At 42.8% G+C, this 16,466-nt stretch carries 16 protein-coding genes; 2 read left to right on the forward strand and 14 right to left on the reverse strand.

Going from position 1 to position 16,466, the window contains the following annotated elements; genetic code table 11:
- Positions 1–76 precede the first annotated feature (76 nt).
- Positions 77–844 carry a 2,4-dienoyl-CoA reductase gene (fadH, locus tag FQV28_RS09350; protein ID WP_146495832.1) on the reverse strand — a complete coding sequence of 256 codons (768 nt, stop codon included), beginning with the start codon at positions 842–844 and terminating at the stop codon, positions 77–79.
- Between the two features lie 138 nt (positions 845–982).
- Between fadH and FQV28_RS09355 the strand changes: the two genes are divergently transcribed.
- Positions 983–1,444 carry a YkyB family protein gene (locus FQV28_RS09355; protein ID WP_146495834.1) on the forward strand — a complete coding sequence of 154 codons (462 nt, stop codon included), beginning with the start codon at positions 983–985 and terminating at the stop codon, positions 1,442–1,444.
- Between the two features lie 37 nt (positions 1,445–1,481).
- Here FQV28_RS09355 and FQV28_RS09360 read toward each other — a convergent pair whose 3' ends face one another.
- From FQV28_RS09360 to FQV28_RS09380, 5 genes are all read right to left on the reverse strand, one after another.
- Entirely contained in the window at positions 1,482–2,366 is an 885-nt protein-coding gene (locus tag FQV28_RS09360) for an NAD(P)-dependent oxidoreductase (RefSeq protein WP_255472885.1), read from the reverse strand.
- 143 nt (positions 2,367–2,509) lie between these two features.
- Positions 2,510–3,727, reverse strand: coding sequence for a hypothetical protein (locus tag FQV28_RS09365; protein WP_146495838.1), 1,218 nt, complete (start codon positions 3,725–3,727; stop codon positions 2,510–2,512).
- The gene (locus FQV28_RS09370; protein ID WP_146495840.1) at positions 3,724–4,878 is read right to left on the reverse strand and encodes a DUF58 domain-containing protein; all 1,155 of its coding nucleotides are present in this window, start codon (positions 4,876–4,878) and stop codon (positions 3,724–3,726) included. Before FQV28_RS09370 ends, FQV28_RS09365 begins: the two co-directional genes overlap by 4 nt.
- On the reverse strand, positions 4,879–5,814 hold the full coding sequence (locus FQV28_RS09375) for an AAA family ATPase (RefSeq protein ID WP_146495842.1): 936 nt from the start codon (positions 5,812–5,814) through the stop codon (positions 4,879–4,881). It lies immediately after the preceding gene.
- Positions 5,815–5,850: 36 nt separating this feature from the next.
- The gene (locus tag FQV28_RS09380; RefSeq protein WP_146495844.1) at positions 5,851–6,039 is read right to left on the reverse strand and encodes a hypothetical protein; all 189 of its coding nucleotides are present in this window, start codon (positions 6,037–6,039) and stop codon (positions 5,851–5,853) included.
- A gap of 227 nt (positions 6,040–6,266) precedes the next feature.
- On the opposite strand from FQV28_RS09380, the gene FQV28_RS09385 reads away from it, so the two are divergent.
- Positions 6,267–6,884 (forward strand): CPBP family intramembrane glutamic endopeptidase, encoded by a 618-nt coding sequence (locus FQV28_RS09385; protein WP_146495846.1) that lies wholly within the window; start codon positions 6,267–6,269, stop codon positions 6,882–6,884.
- Between the two features lie 125 nt (positions 6,885–7,009).
- Here FQV28_RS09385 and FQV28_RS09390 read toward each other — a convergent pair whose 3' ends face one another.
- From FQV28_RS09390 to FQV28_RS09425, 8 genes are all read right to left on the reverse strand, one after another.
- On the reverse strand, positions 7,010–7,453 hold the full coding sequence (locus FQV28_RS09390; RefSeq protein ID WP_146495847.1) for a MarR family winged helix-turn-helix transcriptional regulator: 444 nt from the start codon (positions 7,451–7,453) through the stop codon (positions 7,010–7,012).
- Positions 7,454–7,543: 90 nt separating this feature from the next.
- Positions 7,544–8,893 (reverse strand): TrkH family potassium uptake protein, encoded by a 1,350-nt coding sequence (locus tag FQV28_RS09395; protein ID WP_146495849.1) that lies wholly within the window; start codon positions 8,891–8,893, stop codon positions 7,544–7,546.
- A gap of 122 nt (positions 8,894–9,015) precedes the next feature.
- Positions 9,016–9,726, reverse strand: a complete 711-nt coding sequence (locus tag FQV28_RS19200) for a hypothetical protein (RefSeq protein ID WP_186763826.1) — start codon at positions 9,724–9,726, stop codon at positions 9,016–9,018.
- On the reverse strand, positions 9,717–10,220 hold the full coding sequence (locus tag FQV28_RS09405; RefSeq protein WP_146495851.1) for an anti-sigma-I factor RsgI family protein: 504 nt from the start codon (positions 10,218–10,220) through the stop codon (positions 9,717–9,719). Before FQV28_RS09405 ends, FQV28_RS19200 begins: the two co-directional genes overlap by 10 nt.
- Positions 10,220–10,966: an RNA polymerase sigma-I factor gene (sigI, locus tag FQV28_RS09410; RefSeq protein ID WP_146495853.1), complete on the reverse strand. Its 747-nt coding sequence runs from the start codon at positions 10,964–10,966 to the stop codon at positions 10,220–10,222. The genes FQV28_RS09405 and sigI overlap by 1 nt, the downstream gene beginning before the upstream one ends.
- Positions 10,967–11,148: 182 nt before the next feature.
- Positions 11,149–11,916, reverse strand: a complete 768-nt coding sequence (locus FQV28_RS09415; RefSeq protein ID WP_146495855.1) for a TerC family protein — start codon at positions 11,914–11,916, stop codon at positions 11,149–11,151.
- A gap of 220 nt (positions 11,917–12,136) precedes the next feature.
- Positions 12,137–13,216 (reverse strand): SDR family oxidoreductase, encoded by a 1,080-nt coding sequence (locus FQV28_RS09420; protein ID WP_146495857.1) that lies wholly within the window; start codon positions 13,214–13,216, stop codon positions 12,137–12,139.
- Positions 13,217–13,312: 96 nt separating this feature from the next.
- Positions 13,313–16,378: an efflux RND transporter permease subunit gene (locus FQV28_RS09425; protein ID WP_146495859.1), complete on the reverse strand. Its 3,066-nt coding sequence runs from the start codon at positions 16,376–16,378 to the stop codon at positions 13,313–13,315.
- Between the last annotated feature and the right edge of the window lie 88 nt (positions 16,379–16,466).

Consider the following 16,466-nt stretch of genomic DNA (forward strand, 5'->3'; position numbering starts at 1 on the left):
AAGAATTTAAACGATTCGCCTTCATCATAACACAACATCTTAACTGAAACTATTTAATTGTGAGCGCTATCTTTTCTTAAAATGGAAATTTATTCAGCCATTGTCCGCCATCAAGTGTCACAATTTCGCCGTTCATATACGAAGCTTTATCAGACATGATGAATGCAGCAAGTTCCGCGACTTCTTCCGGCTTGCCTAAACGCCCCAGCGGAATCGATTCAAGCGTGCGTTTGGCAGCTTTTTCAGATTCCCACAGCTTATCAGCTCCGCCTGTCCGCTCAATCGGCCCTGGGGCAATGCCATTTACCCGAATACCATACTGAGTGCCCCACTCGACGGCCAATGTCCGTGTCAACGACATGACACCCGCTTTTGCGGCAGCCGAATGAGCTACACCCGCCCCCGCATTCCAAGCGTATGTAGCTAGCATATTAAGAATATTCCCCTTTATGCCATTTTCAATCCAATAATTTCCGGCGGCATGCGAGCAGAAAAACGTTCCGTTCAAGACAATGTCGATAACGGATTTCCAGCCATTTGGCGATAGCTTCTCCGCATGGACGATGAAATTCCCGGCGGCATTATTCACTAGACCATCCACTCTTCCAAATGTATCATGTGCAAACTTTACCATCGCTTTGGCATGTTCCGGCTCGCGGACATCCATTTGGAATACTTCGACTGATCCACGCGCTCCTTTTATTTGGACGACCGCTTCGTTTAAGCGCTCCATATCACGGCCCGTAATGACAACGTTTGCTCCTTCTGAAGCGAACTTCTTTGCCATATGCAGCCCTATTCCGCTTGAACCGCCTGTGACAATAATCGTTTTGTCTGAATACATTTCATATCCCCCTCTGCATTATAATTCTGAAGAAAAAATACTAGCTGCCTATGTTCTTGTTCGGTATACACTTACAGAAAATTTTGATATGATAAAGAAGCAGAAAATTATTTTATTTTCTTAGAAAGGAATGAGTTCATGGCAGTTCGAAAATCGGAAGCGGATATTGCACAAGCAATTTTCACCGTCAACAGGCATGCAAAAACTGCACCCGATAACCAATACTTGTACGCTTTGAAAAAAGAAGCGCTCATGGCAATGATTCTTCAAGGCCGCGCTAAGAAAATCGGCCTACACTTCAGTAAAAACCCTCGGAAAAGTCAACAGCAATCTTCAGTCCTCGTCAAATGCGGTGAATATTACTTTCATATGCTACCGAAAAAAGAAGACTTTGAGCAACTTGACCATTTGGGCCACTTGGATGAGTCGTACCGCAATCCACCAAGCCGCATGAATTTAAAAGTGGCGAAAGAAATTCTAAGTGAATTGACGGGTTTGCAGCCGGAAAAGAAAAAATCGCCAGTGCCAGCAATCCCGAAGCCCTATACCACTCGGCAGACAGACCGGTTTTACACACCCAAAAAGTCATATTTTGACTAAACCTGAAAGCTTTAGACTGTTGCAGTCTCTAGCTTTTTTATTTGTCGAAATACTTGATGAGTGTCTGTGTTCCATTGTCATTATAGCCTTCGGCCGCTAAGCTTTCGTACATTTGAAGCGATAAACGCAGGCCGGGCAGATCCAATCCCCACGCCTCTGCTTCTTCCGCCGCTATTTTCATGTCTTTGATAAAATGCTTGATGTAGAAGCCAGGTTCAAAATCCTCTTTTATCATCCGCGGAGCCAAGTTCGACAATGACCAAGAACCGGCTGCCCCTGTGGAAATTGACCTTAAAACCGTTTCTGGGTCAAGCCCTGCTTTTTTTGCATAGATGAGAGACTCGCACACGCCGATCATATTGGACGCAATGTTGATTTGGTTGCACATTTTGGTATGCTGGCCGGATCCGGCCGGCCCTTGATAAATGATGTTCTCGCCAAACAGTTCCAGTAAAGGCAGCACGCTGATAAATGTCGGCTGTTCGCCGCCTACCATGATGGATAGCGTCCCTTTTTGTGCACCGATATCACCGCCAGAGACAGGAGCATCAAGTGTATGTATTCCTCTTTCAGCTGCCGCTTGAAAAATTCGCTGTGCCAAATTCGGTTTTGACGTCGTCAAATCAATCAAGACCGCATTTTCTTTAGCGTGCTGCAACAAACCATTTTCTCCAAAATAAACTTCTTCCACATCTTGTGGATAGCCGACCATCGTGAAAATCACGTCAGCTTTGTCTGCCACTTGCTTCGGCGATTCAAAAAGCATTGCTCCTGCTTCCACTAGGTTCTCAGCCTTTTTGGCTGTGCGTGTATAGATGGCCACTTCGTGGTGATTGTCCAGCAAATGCTTCACTAAACTATTGCCCATAACTCCTGTTCCAATAAATCCTAATTTCATCTGAGATCCTCCCCTTCCGCTTATCTTCAGTTTATCAAAAATCTTCAGTTAATTCACCGTCTGTTTTAAAACAAAAAAAGAAGCCGATCCGTAGAACGGACCGACCACAAAAGGGGGAAATGAGAATGTTGCTGTGTTCAAATATACAATACCCCTAAGGCACCTCTTTAAACATTTAATTTCAAATATTTTTCTTTTATTTTTTGTATTTCTTCCAAAAATGGCAGCGCTTTTGTTTCTGAAATCTGTCCATTGCCGTACCGGACAAAATCATAAGTTTCGAAAAACTGGTCGTTTGTTGTCCATTCCATTCGTTTCAGCCATTCCCGAACAGTTTCGTGTTTGTCCCGCCCTTTATCCGCTCGTTTTGCAGCCTGCTCGAAATCACGGAACGCTTCACGGACAATGTCCAACTCTACAATTGCATACCGAAGTTCTGGAGTTGCCGTTGAAGATTGGAGAGGAGCAACAGCAGATCGTTCAATCTCAATATTGTTTGCTTCCTTCTTTTCTTCTTTTTCGTTTTTTGTTTTGCGCAGCCAAAGAAAAAGCGAAAAAAGCAGAACAAGCAAAATTCCAGTGAAAATAAGTTCAAAAGGAAGATCGGCTGCTGCAGGATTCGCTCCATCAGCCAGCGAATCCACAGGATCTTGTGTATCCATGTTTTCAATATTTTGCTGCTTTTGTTCTTCGCTCGACAAGCCATTCAAAAAAACCACCAGTTTGTCCATCAAAAAAGCCAGCGGCCACAAAGCGATGCGGAATAGCCCGCCTAGCAAAGCTCCCAACGCATATCTCGTGTCATCAATTATGGAATAGACCATCACGCCTCCAGCGGCAGACAACCCCAAAATACCGATGGCCGTAAGCAATAGCTGCTTGAGTGAAGCACCATCGTTTCTGTATTTCATATAGCGGTGCAGCAACCGGGATACTACATAAAAAGAAATGGCGGTAATGGCGATAGTATAAAGAATGCCGCTTTTTCCGCCTGCCGGATTGATCAGGCTGATAAACAGCACAGCCCCAAACAGCAAAATAAATTTAAGCAGATACCTGCTATCTGATTCAATCTCTTCTTCATTAGCCGAAAACCGCATATGCAGCCGATAAACAGCTGCTAGTATAAAAATCAGTACAGCAATCATAGAAGCGCCGGCAAAAAAAGCGGAGCACATTAATCCCGCCCCGATTAACAATGCAAGGCCCGGCTTGTAAGAAACTTTTAGAAATGTAAAAAACGCTGCGAACGCCACAACTCCACTAAGCACAAGCCAAACAAACGGCGGCGGGGCATCCATCTTAATATCGATAAAAACAAGAAATAATGAAAGCAGGAAGGCATCGAGCATGAAATTCGAAGCTGCAAGAAAACGCTGGGTCATGCCGTCTCCCCTCCTTTATGGCTTTCTAAAATGCCTAAATTGGTCCGTGCCTGCCATTTTGCGATAAAACGGCTTGCATCTGCCAATTCATCGGTCAATAAATACGTACTGAACGGCAAGTCGATATGGACATCCAGATGTGCCAGCATCGAACGAAGCGGAATAGTTGAATGATTTTTCGATATAACCGACAACATCTCTAAAGCTTTTTGCCGTTGGGTGGTTCCTGCTTCAGCCGCTAGATAAAAGTATGGGAATTTGCCGGCTGAGCGCATATTGATGGCGATAGCGTATGGAATATTTTCAGCGTAGCAATTTTCAATATAGCCAGCCAGTTCTTCGATGCGCTCTTCTAAATTGTGGATTGTCGCATATCCGCTTGCCGCATCCAGAATAAATAGCATCGATTCATTCGTCACTTTGGCGTAAATTTTTGTTTGAAGCGTCTGGGCACGCACGCTTGCTTTCCAGTGAATTTGATTGAACTGGTCGGTCGGCACATAATCCCGCGTGCCAACTGGCTGGAATACATCATCGAATAGTGAATGTTTCAGGTTGAATTGGCCCGGTTTTTGGCGCGCTGGAATATATGCCAGCGAAATATTCCCCAATTTCGGATAGACAAGAAGTTCCTGCAAAACCATCGGCTGATATTCAAGAGTCGCACTTCCTTCTGCAAAAGGATGCGGAATGATGAGTTCCATTTTGTGAATCCTTGATAAACCTCTTTTTCGCCCGATCAATGGAATGCGCACAACCACCTTCTGATTTAGTCCAATCGTAAACGGCACATCCATTTCAAGCGTTTCTGTAAAGTTGCTTGTATCATTCCCTAGGGGTGTAACGGCATCGTGAAAGGAAAGTTTTAATATTCCTCCCCAAATCGGAAGGCCCTTATTTTCAAATTCAAGTTCCCACGAAGTTTCTCCGCCGTTTAAAATACGTTTTCGGCTTTTAATATTTCGGAATTCCAATTTTTTGCCGACATGCTTGAAATAAAGCAGTTGCAGGCCCACAACAACCAAGACAGACGCTATGATTGCGGCAGCAGAAAATTGCAGGAAGATCACCAATAAGAAAAAGAATACAGCCAATAATCCGAAAAGGCCTTTTATGCTTTTAGCATTATAGTCATGGCGTATCCAGACCATTCAAAGCGCCTCAACCGGCGAAGCTATTGTTAGAGCGATTTTTCGCAGCACGTCGGCAGGGTCATGGATGAGCATGCCTTCCGGATTCAGTAAAATCCGGTGAATTGCCACCGGTTCAAATATGTATTTAACATCGTCCGGTGTCACAAAAGCACGGCCATCGATAAATGCTTTTCCCTGAGCCGCATGGACAAGTGCTAATGCAGCACGCGAACTCAATCCAAGCTCGATCATCGGGTGCTCCCGGGTAGCTCGCACAAGTGCCACAATATACTTCTCAATGTCTTCATGAACCGCCACTTTTTTCGCCGATGCCGACCATTCCCGGACTTCTTCGATTGAAGCGACAGAGCGGATTTCTTTTTTATGGGATACGTTATCGCGGAAATTGCGGATAATCGCCATTTCTTCTTCAAAATTCGGGTAACCGATTTCCAGTCGAAACAGAAAGCGGTCCAATTGTGCTGCTGGAAGTGGAAATGTGCCTTGTTGCGATTCCACTGGATTTTGTGTTGCAATTACGATAAATGGATTGGGTAATTGCACTGTTTCCCCGTCTATCGTTGCCTGTTTTTCTTCCATTGCTTCAAGCAAACTGGATTGGGTCCGCGGCGTAGCGCGATTAATTTCATCTGCCAGCAGCAAATTAGTCAAGACTGCGCCTGGACGGAGTTCGAACTCTTGCGATTTCGGATTAAAAAAACGGATGCCTGTAACGTCGGAAGGCAGCACATCCGGTGTAAATTGCAAGCGCTGAAAAAGGCCTTGGAAAGAACCTGCAAATGCTTTTGCCATCCATGTTTTTCCTGATCCTGGCACACTTTCAAGCAAGACATGCCCTTCTTGGATTAACGCAATTAACATAAAATCGATTTCTTTCTCTCTGCCTACAACCAATTCATTTAGATGTGCCTTTACTCTGGCTAGACTCCCCACAATATTTCCCCCTTGTTTTTGCTAATTCTCCACGATTTATTTAGCTGGATCCTCGGTGTACGTATAAACGGTTGTGCCATGATGGAATGCAGTACCCCTGAAATGCTTGAAGTCGGGGCGGGTGATCAACACCGCACGAAAATCCAAAAATTCTTCTTTCTGGATAGTAGCCGAGGATATCTCCCCAGCTTTTAACTGGTCGAGCATTCTGTTGTAATCTGTCATCTCAATTCTCCTTTTGCTTTCATATAATGCAGCAAATTCTGTTATAATAATCAACGAACGAATAAGATTCCGTCCATTCAATAAAAATCACTCTCTTGAAGTGGTTACTTCCCCATTTGCAATAGAAGGACTCTCCATTATTATACAATAACTATAGAGGAGAACCATCTTTGTTCTTGCCGTTCTTTCGATGCAGAAGTTCGGTTTTTATATTTAGGAGGATTTTTATGTTCAGATTTTTTAAAAGCCATAAACTCATTCTTTTTATTCCATTGGCTTTTTGGCTCTACAACTGGTCATTTGAGAATACTGCAATTTTCTGGTACATGTATCCATTTGCTATACTCGTTCTAATGTCAGCTTCGATTGTTTTCAGCAAAATTTCCGATGAACTGCCTACCTGGAAATCACTGATTTTCGGTCTTGGCTATGGCACACTCATATATGGAATCATCGCCCTTGGTTATCGCCTGCTTCAATTCTTTCCCATACATATTGACAACAGCGTATCAAATTTTCTGGCAGTCTTGGCGCCGACATCCATTTGGCATTATTTGCTCCTAATGTTCATCATTGTTCCGGGTGAAGAAGTTTTTTGGCGCGGTTTTGTCCAACAGCAACTGAAACGGTACATGCCAACATTTACCGCCATTCTTTTGTCTTCTGTTCTTTTTGGACTTGCCCTTGGGGTCGGCGGATTTTGGCCCGGTCAATTCGCCGGACTCGCGGCAGGCCTAGTTTTAGGGGCGCTGTACGAATGGAAACGGAGCATGCCGCTCATTATCATCGCGCATCTTGTCATGATTGTCCTGCTGTTTTTAGTCCAACCATTGCCGATGCCATAATGAGCCAATGGTTCAACGCCAACCCGTGCAGCATTCTTCTGTACGGGTTTTTCTACAATAATATTTCTGGCCAAAACATACAAAAAAGACGTATCGGAAAAAATCCAATACGTCTTTTTGTATGTTCAGTAAGACAAGTCTTTAATCGAAAGGCCAAGCTTTTTCATCAATTCAATCGCCTGTTCTTTTTCATCGTGCGATAATGCGCTTGTCAATTCATGCAGTTTCTTCTCATGCTCAGGAAAAATTTCTGCCATAAACTCTTTGCCTTTTTCTGATATCTCCGCATATGTGACACGGCGATCAGTCGGGCAATTTACGCGGGTGATAAATCCTCGTTTTTCCAGTTTGTCGATAACATATGTAATCGATCCGCTGGCCAACAGAATTTTTCCGCCGATTTTTTGGAGCGGCTGTTTCCCTTTATGGTAAAGAAGTTCCAACACAGCAAATTCAGTCGGGTTGACTCCGTTCTCTTGAAAAAAATGATTGGTCTGTTCGGAAATCGCTTTATGGGCTCTGGATAAAACGATAAATAGTTTTAAGGATTGCTTTACTTCTTCATTCACATTAACCACTCTTTTCCACTTGTTAACCTTTAATACTCTAATTATAGCTCTTTTTGGCTGAAATGGCACGGCTTTACTCCCCCTAAAATGTTATCCGATAATTACGCGTTCTTTCGGATAATGGAAGTTTGTCGCATCTGTCTTTCCTCCTATTGTGTACAGGAAAGAAATCAAGCCGACGCGGCCGATAAACATTAGAATCATAATAATCAATTTCCCGGTGACCGATAAATCACTGGTCAAGCCGAGCGACATCCCGCATGTTCCGAAAGCAGAAGTGATTTCAAATATAATTTCCACTAAAGAAGCATTCGGTTCGGTAATTAGTAAAGCCATTGTAGCTGCTAGTACGATAAAAATAGCCAATATGATAACAGCAAAAGCACGAAAAACATCTATTAATTGAATTTCCCGTTTGAAAATCTGGATGGTGTTTTTTCCTCGCGCAAAATTGATCAAAAACAGTATGGCGATTGCAAAAGTGGTTGTACGAATCCCTCCGCCGACTGAACTTGGAGATGCGCCGATAAACATCATTGCGCTCAGGAATGTGCTTGTTGCATCACTGAACTGGGTGACGTCAAACGTAACCAAGCCGCCTGAGCGGGTAGAAACCGAGTGGAACATGGAGGCAAAAAGCATTTCGTGCCAGTTCAAGCCTTTAAAAGCTTTCGTCATTTCCAGCAATAAGATCCCCAATGTGCCAATCACCAGCAAAATAGCAAAAGTAGAAGTGGTGATTTTGGTAAACAGAGAAAAACGGAAATTCTTATTTTTGTTTGAAAGAAACTCCTTCACTTCGATTAAAACCGGAAAACCAATAGCTCCTAGAATGATTAATATCATATTCAGAATCTGCACAAAATAATCATTAAAATAAGGTACTAAAGATTGCCCTGTGATATCAAAGCCGCCATTGGTCGTCGCAGAAACAGCAGCAAAAACGCCATGGAGCAATGCTTCATTGAATGTATCATAATATTGGGTGAAATATAATGTAAAAATGATAGCCCCTGTAGCTTCGATAATCAGCAAAATACTGATGATGTTCCGGATGAGCATAACGACGCCTGACATATTCAGCTGATTATGGTCTACCATGATCAGCTGCCGTTCTCTTAAGCCAATTCGTTTCCCGATTATCAGCCAAAAAAACGTACCAATCGACATGATGCCGATTCCGCCTAACTGCAAAATGAAAATAATTACGATAATCCCATATACCGAATAAGTTTCCGCAATGTTCACTGCGGTCAAGCCTGTAACACTCACAGCACTTACAGCGGTAAAAAGCGTATCAATTATAGACACTTCTACGCCAGGCCGGTGCACATTTGGCAGCCTAAGCAAAAGAAAGGAAATAGCGGTCGCTATAAAATAATACGCAACGATAGCCTGTGCAGGAGTTGCGCTGCGGATTCTTTGAAACGTTTTATTCATGATGATCATTATTCCTTTCAGCTTTCGTCCTCTACCCATTTTAAGAAAAGAATCACTAAAAAGAAAGAGATTCGTGAAAATCTCTTTCCTTTGTCTTCCATCAAACAACTGCTTTTGATAGTTTATTCTTTTTTCTTGTTACTTTTCCGCTTTTCCTTTGGCTGCTTTTCGGTTTTTTCTTTCTTATTGGAGGCATTTGTATTTTCCTTTTTAGTTGCATTGTTTTTCTTAGCTTGCTTTGGTTGTTCTTTTTGCTTTTCTTTAACTTTTGGACTCTTGTCTTTTTGATCTATTGCCTTGGAATCGGAATTGTTTTTTGATTTGGTTTTTGTTTCATCTTCTTTCTTTTTCAATTGAAGAGATTTTCCCTCTTTTTTTCTTGGTTCACCGGAAGGCTCGTTTTTTCTGCTTTCAGTTTTTTCTTTAGCCTTTTCATTAGCTTTTTCTTTAGCTTTTTCTTTAGCTTTTTCTTTAGCTTTTTCTTTAGCTTTTTCTTTAGCTTTTTCTTTAGCTTTTTCTTTAGCCTTTTCATTAGCTTGTTCTTTAGCTTTTTCTTTAGCTTTTTCTTTTTCTTTAGTCTTTTTTGGCTCTTTAGCCTGGTCTTTTTCTTTAGTTTTATTCTTAGCTTTTTCCTCTTTGTTTGTTTCGCCGCCTGTGTTCTTTGCTTCATCTTCGGTTTCATTGCTCGGTTCTGTTTTTTTGTGCTGTATCAGTGTAGAGTCAGAAACCAACTGGCTGACCGGAACTTTCTCTTTAACTGATTTTCTCCATTGGGCTTTTGTTGCCTTTTTTAATTGGACTGCCACATCATCTTTTGCAACTTTCAATGACACAGCTTTAACCGTCTTTCCAGCGGCAAGTCAGTTTCTGTCCCATTTACAGTCGTAATAGTGATCTCCTTTGTGGAATTGGTCAAGGAAACAGAAATCACCTTGTCCAAAACATAGTCGAGCGGCTGGTTTTTCCACCCTTTTAGGCTGTCTGCAAGCTCTTCACCGTCTTTGTTTAGACCGCGCAAAGATATGATTTTTCCATCTTCGCCAATTCCAAGTTCCACACCTGGATTAATCTGCACTTGAATATAAGCGTATGCTTCTTGAGGCGGGGATAGAAGTGCAAAGATGATAGCAAAAATTGCAGCAGCAGCAAGAACCGGTGCCCAAGCTATTTTTAAAGCACTTTTCTTTTTAGCCATTGGATAAAAATAGCCTTCTTCGCCTATGCCTATGTCTGCAGCCGGCCGCCCTTTAACAAACCGCCCATTTGGCAGGATGAAGACAGAACGGTTATCCTTCAGTTCTACACAAATACCTTTTTGCATCTGCATCAGTTTAACCGCTCCTTTAAATAATCTTTTAGATAATGCAAATCGCTCATTAATAGTAACGCTATAGCAATTATGTATTTTCGGTTCCGTTCAATCGTTTTCCGTGAAACCTTGACCAATTGCTCGATATCTTTCACTGGCAATTTCTTTTTTTCAAGCAAGTACGTTTTGTATTCATCAGTCTCTACAACCAACTGGGAAATTTGAATTGCAGTTCTGCGGGCATCTTCATGTGCAGGAGAAGCGTCCGCTAAAATTTGGAATGACAACCCATATTCAGTGAGCATTTTATCAAAAAGAAGAATTTCATCGCGTCTTTTTTCAGCTTGCTGCTGAACATGGAAACGCTCCAACGCTTCCCCATCTGAAATACGGCTCCCTGTCTCTTCTTCGCTATTGTTTCTAAAATCATGGCTATACTCATGGCGCCCTGCTTCTTTTCGGATAAAATCAATCATCCTTCTCCGGATAACCATATGAGCAAACGTTAAAAAGGAAGCATTCTTCCCTTCTTCAAATTTCTCAACAGCTTCATGAAATGCTGTCAAAGCAATACTATATTCATCATCGTGGTCATCGATGAACCGCTTGCATACTTGAGCCGCCGTTTTTTTCATAAAAGGAGTGTAAAAATAGAGCAAATCTTGCATTGCTTCTTCATTGCCTTTTTGTGCTTGCACCGCTAGCACTTCAGCATCTGATTTTTCTCCTTGTCCAAAAACTCCCGATATAATCGACAGCAGCATGCTGTTCACCTCTTTTCAATCTGGCATTAATACTGATTGTAACGGCAGAATTTGGAATTGAAAAGAGCCTTAATATTTTTTAAGCAATACTATATAACTATTCGAGCCTTCTCTGCTTTTTCTGTCCGTCTCCACGATTTACAGGCAAATAAAAAGGCCTCCATAATGGAAGCCTTTCAAAACTATGCATTTTCTTGTTTGTTTTGTCTGGCGCCTAAAATTCCACCAATGACTACGATTCCGACCAATACAGTCCAGAAAATGATATTCCATGTTGTGGAATGAGGAAATTCATGAGGCAAGACGGCGACGTTTTCATGGGACAGCGTAATGACCAAAAGCTTGACGCCAACCCAGCCGACAACAACAAAAGCAGCTGTTTCGAGCTGCGGGTATTTTTCCAGAAGCTGAACAAATTTATGGGCGGCAAAACGCATGAGAATCACACCGATCAAACCGCCAGCTAGCATTACAATAAATTGGCCTGCATTGATTCCGCCAATGTCAAATCCGCCTAAATGCGGCAGTGTTACCGCTAAAGCTACAGCCGCCAACATAGAATCAATAGCAAACGCAATATCCGCCAATTCCACCTTCAAAACGGTCATCCAGAAGCTGGAGCCTTTTTTCGGTTCCTTGATTTCATCAAGCACGTTATCTTTTTTGCCTTTTTGTTGATCCCAGACGTTTTTAATGGAGATGAACAACAAATAAGCAGCTCCTAAAGCTTGAATTTGCCAAATATCCACGAGCAATGTAATCATGAACAAAGCTGAAAACCGGAAAACGAAAGCGCCAACCAAACCATAAAATAATGCTTTTTTCTGTCTGTCTTTCGGCAAATGTTTTACCATAACTGCCATTACTACCGCATTATCTGCGGCTAACAGGCCTTCTAAACCTACGAGGACCAGCAAAACCCAGGCATATTCTAATAATATGGCTTCCACCTATTCTCCTCCTAAATTTCGCCAGCAAAAAGACCTCTGCCCCTAAAGAGGCAAAGGTCTCGCTAAGCAAGTAATATTGCTATCATAACCGATGGCGTTTAGCCATGTCTTGACGACTATGAAATAGGTTTCCCCACAGCTACTCCCCTTTGACTGAACGCCAAAAGTTATTGAGTTGTAATGCATGTATACCATCGTTTCAAATCTTTTAAACATTTTACTAATGAATGGCAACGTGGCGTTTCTTATCTTTTTTATGGCGCTGATAAAAAGATACCATCTCCGGCATTGTTTCAAGAAAATCCGCGCAACAAATGCCGCTGCCAGAAAGCAAGCTCTCGGCGATACGCGTATCAAAAGAAGCATGCCATGTCAGATAATCTAAGGTTTCCGCCTCTACTCCAAGTAATTTCCGTACCGGAGATAAAGCAAGTGAAGCTGCAGCCAGTTTGTGGGGAATGCGGTTTTTCGGTATTTTCCCAGTCATATGAAAGACCATGGAACGGTATACTTCTTCTACCGGATGCGGATGGGGATCCGTTAAATGGACTGTCTTTCCTTCTGCCTCTTTTAATGTACTGAGGTATGCCGAAGCTTCAATAATGTAATCGACCGGCACAACATTAATATAAGCCGTAGAATGCCCAATATACGGAATGACTGGCAGCTTACTGGCGCGGTCGATCAGATTCAGGAAAAAATACGGACCATCGAATTTCACAGTTTGCCCGGTTTTGGAATGGCCCCTGACAATGCCTGGCCGGATAATTGTAACCGGCAGCATTTTTTTCATTTGATTGACCAATACTTCTGCTTCAAATTTTGTCTCTTCATAAAAATTTTTGAACTTATCAGGTCGAATCAATTCATTTTCAAGCAAGCAGCCTTCCCGCATGCCCGCTACGTAAGCGGTGCTGAAGTACATATACCGTTCGAGGCTTGGCAGCTCTTTGACAAAATCGTTCACATTTTTAGTGCCGTCTACATTCACTTTCCAGGCCAGTTTTCTTGGAACAGCTAAATCGTATATTGCCGCTAAGTGCCAAAAAATGATTTTCTTGCCGGCAAACTCAGCCCTGTCCTTTTGGCTCAAACCGAGACCCGCTTTTGTAATATCCCCTTCGATCAAACGGATTGGTTCGCTTCCTGTTTCCACTTGGATTCGGGCTGCCTCCTGTTCGGCTTTCCAGCGCTCGGAAGGTAAAACAATAGCTGTCACCTGAGCAACATCAGCTGCGAATTTGCGAATCAATTGGCTGGCGATAAACCCTGGAAAACCTGTAAAAACGATTTCTTTCATCTCGTTCCCCCCCTTTGTTCCATCATACTAAATATTCGAATAGTAAAGGGGGAGCAAATCAAAGGAGTTCCGGAATTAGACATTCCGGAACTCTTACTATGCACGTTTTCGGTTCATTTTTCTTGTTTGCCGATCAAAAAGACTATAGACAATCGGCACAATATACAACGATAAGAAGGTCGAGCTTATCAATCCGCCGATTACAGTAATACCCATAGGCTGATTGATTTCAGTTCCTTCTCCAATCCCTAGGGCAAGAGGCAGCAACCCTAGTATGGTGGTTAATGCTGTCATCAGAATTGGCCGCAACCGGTCACGTACAGATGTGATAATGGCCTCATAGGATTCCATTCCGGCGGCTTTCCTTTGATTGATATAGTCGACGAGAACGATCCCGTTGTTGACTACAATCCCTACCAAGACAAGTATGCCGATAACTGCCGTAATACTTATCGGAGTTTGTGTAACGAATAGGCCGATTGATACGCCAATGACCATTAAGGGAACAGTAAACATAATAACAAATGGATACTTGAACGACTCAAATTGAGCAGCCATGACGATGTAAACTAGGACAACCGCTAATGCAACAGCCAAAATCATATCGTTTTTCGCATTGTCCAATAACTCCCGGTCACCGCCAAATTGAATCAAAGTATCTTCAGACAAGTTGAGATCTTCTAGTGCTTTGTCCACTTCATCAGACATTTCGCCAAGCGTCACATCTGAATTATGCTGTAAGGTAAAAGCTACGCTATCCGCTTGGTTTGTGCGCTTTATGTCTACAGGACCTTCCAAAACATCAATTTCAGCTAAGTCTTGAAGTTCCACAAATTGGCCGGCAGGAGCCCGCAGCTTAAGATTGCGCAACTTTTCCACGCTGTCTCTATCATTTGGATCCAGTTCCACATAGACATTCAATATATCATCGTTCTCAGCTAACACTTGGGTAGCCAACACGCCCCTGGTCATATTATTGACAGTTTGGGAAATTTGGGCAGGAGCAAGCCCATTTGTTGTCGCTTCATCTTTTTTGATCACCATCTGAATTTCTTCGATTGTGTCTTCCCGGTCATTTGTTAATTCGGTAACTTCCGGAACTTCGCGTAAAGCCGTACTGATTTTGCTGACCGCTTCATCAAGGCGTTCTTTATCTGTATCTGTCACTGTGAACGATAAGGTGTTTGGCGAAGATCCGGCTGCAGTCTGAAGGTTGAAATTCACTTCAGCACGCTCGCCTACTTTTTCCAGCACCCGGGGCTGAACTTCGTCCACAAATTCAAAAACCGAGCGTTCACGATCTTCTAGAGGCAGCATTTTAATATAGACTTCAGCTATATTGGCTTGGGATGTGCCTTGAGCCTGTCCTTGTTGAGTATTTCCGATCAAACTGACAAACACTTCAACATCTTCTTCTTTTTCCAGTTCTTCTTCAATTACATTTACGACTTCATCAGTGGCGTTGCGGGATGAACCATTTTCTAATTCAACCGCTACACTAATAAAACCTTCATCTGTTGCTGGCAGGAATTCGGTACCTACTTGGTAAACGCCGAAGGATCCCAAAGCTAAAAATAACAGTGCAGCCGCTAACAGTATAAAACGATGCGCCAATGCCCATACAATAGAGCGTTGGAAGTTCTTAAGCCCTTTTGAACGCCGCTGTCTTGCTTCTATATTGCCTCTCGGCTTTTTCAACAACTGGGCAGCAAGCATTGGGATAACAGTTAAAGCGACAGCGAGACTGGCGAACAAACTGAAAGATATCGTTACGGCAAATTCAAAGAAAATTTCCCCGATCAATCCGGTGATGAACATGACCGGCACGAAAACAGCAACAGTCGTAAGCGTGGAAGCCGTGATGGCTCCTGCCACTTCTTTCGTTCCTTCTGAAGCAGCTTGTTTAGGATTTTTTCCCATTGAAAGGTGCCGTTCGATATTTTCAATCACGACAATTGCGTTGTCAACGAGCATCCCGATGCCAAGAGCCAACGCCCCGAGTGTCATGATATTTAGCGCAAAATCTGCAAAGTACATAAGCACAAATGTCACAATGACCGAATATGGAATGGCTACGCCAATAATAATCGGGCTCTTGATGCCCCGCAAAAAGAAAAAGAGCACGAGCATTGCAAAAATCCCGCCATAAATAAGAGTTTGGCCGATATTGCTGACCGCAAGCTGCACATAATCCCCTTGATCAAACAAAATATCTGCTTCTACACCTTCAAAGCGATCCTCCTGCAGCAATTCATCAAGCTTTTCTTGAAAAGCTTGGGAGACATCTGCTGTATTGGCGCCTGATTCCTGTAAAGCAGATAGCAATACCGCCGGCTCCTCATTGGCCCGCGTTTCGCTGCTGGCTTCCTGTTCTGCTACGGAAACTTCCGCTACGTCTCCAATCGTGATATTCTCTCCGTCCATAGGATTAACCGTCACAACTAAATCGCGAATGTCATCTGCACTAGTCAAAGAGCTGAGAACACGGGTGGTCAATTGCCGCCCATCTTCGGTCTCAATGGTTTCTCCAGGCATGGAGATGTTATTCGATTGAATCAGTTGGACAATGTCCGATTGCTGCAGTCCCCGGTCTTCAAGTTTTCCCTGGTCTAACGATACTTGAATTTCCTCGATCAAAGAACCTGAAACATTAACGTTCGCAACTCCTTCTGTTTGAAGAAGTTCAGTTTCCAGTTCTTCCGCCAATACACGGACATCTTCTCCGCTTCCTGAAGCGCGAATGGCCAATTGAATGATTGGAAACTGGGCAGGATCAAATTTGAAAAACTGAGGCTTGTTGGAGTCCTCCGGAATTATAGTTTGATCGATCCGCTGCATAATATCCGCCTGCACATCCTCTATATTCGTTGACCAATCAAATTCCAGCAAGATGAAATTTGATCCTTCTTCCGAAGAAGACTGCAAAGAATCGATTCCTGGAAGGGTGGAAAGGTTTGCTTCTAAGGGCTTGGTCACTTTTTCATTTACTTCTGTGGGGCTTGCCCCTGGGTAATTGGTCACAACCACACCAATCGGTGGATTCAATTCCGGTATAAGCGTTATCGGTATCTTAAAAAAAGAAACCGCGCCTAGAATAATAATCAAAAACATAATGACGATGGTAAAGACTGGTCTTCTTATTGAAAAATCACTAATATGCATTTGCCCCAAACCTCTCTTTGTCTCGTCCTTTAATCATAAAAAAAAATAAATAGAACCGCAAATTTTAATCTATCAAGTGTTTGAGAAC

Source organism: Planomicrobium sp. CPCC 101079, assembly GCF_007859275.1.
Taxonomy (GTDB): domain Bacteria; phylum Bacillota; class Bacilli; order Bacillales_A; family Planococcaceae; genus Planococcus.

Bases quoted from the DNA above. Each gene is read 5' to 3' on its own strand.
- fadH (WP_146495832.1), bottom strand. From the start codon at position 844: ATGTATTCAGACAAAACGATTATTGTCACAGGCGGTTCAAGCGGAATA.
- FQV28_RS09355 (WP_146495834.1), top strand. From the start codon at position 983: ATGGCAGTTCGAAAATCGGAAGCGGATATTGCACAAGCAATTTTCACC.
- FQV28_RS09365 (WP_146495838.1), bottom strand. From the start codon at position 3,727: ATGACCCAGCGTTTTCTTGCAGCTTCGAATTTCATGCTCGATGCCTTC.
- FQV28_RS09370 (WP_146495840.1), bottom strand. From the start codon at position 4,878: ATGGTCTGGATACGCCATGACTATAATGCTAAAAGCATAAAAGGCCTT.
- FQV28_RS09380 (WP_146495844.1), bottom strand. From the start codon at position 6,039: ATGACAGATTACAACAGAATGCTCGACCAGTTAAAAGCTGGGGAGATA.
- FQV28_RS09385 (WP_146495846.1), top strand. From the start codon at position 6,267: ATGTTCAGATTTTTTAAAAGCCATAAACTCATTCTTTTTATTCCATTG.
- FQV28_RS09395 (WP_146495849.1), bottom strand. From the start codon at position 8,893: ATGAATAAAACGTTTCAAAGAATCCGCAGCGCAACTCCTGCACAGGCT.
- FQV28_RS09405 (WP_146495851.1), bottom strand. From the start codon at position 10,220: ATGCAGATGCAAAAAGGTATTTGTGTAGAACTGAAGGATAACCGTTCT.
- sigI (WP_146495853.1), bottom strand. From the start codon at position 10,966: ATGCTGCTGTCGATTATATCGGGAGTTTTTGGACAAGGAGAAAAATCA.
- FQV28_RS09420 (WP_146495857.1), bottom strand. From the start codon at position 13,216: ATGAAAGAAATCGTTTTTACAGGTTTTCCAGGGTTTATCGCCAGCCAA.
- FQV28_RS09425 (WP_146495859.1), bottom strand. From the start codon at position 16,378: ATGCATATTAGTGATTTTTCAATAAGAAGACCAGTCTTTACCATCGTC.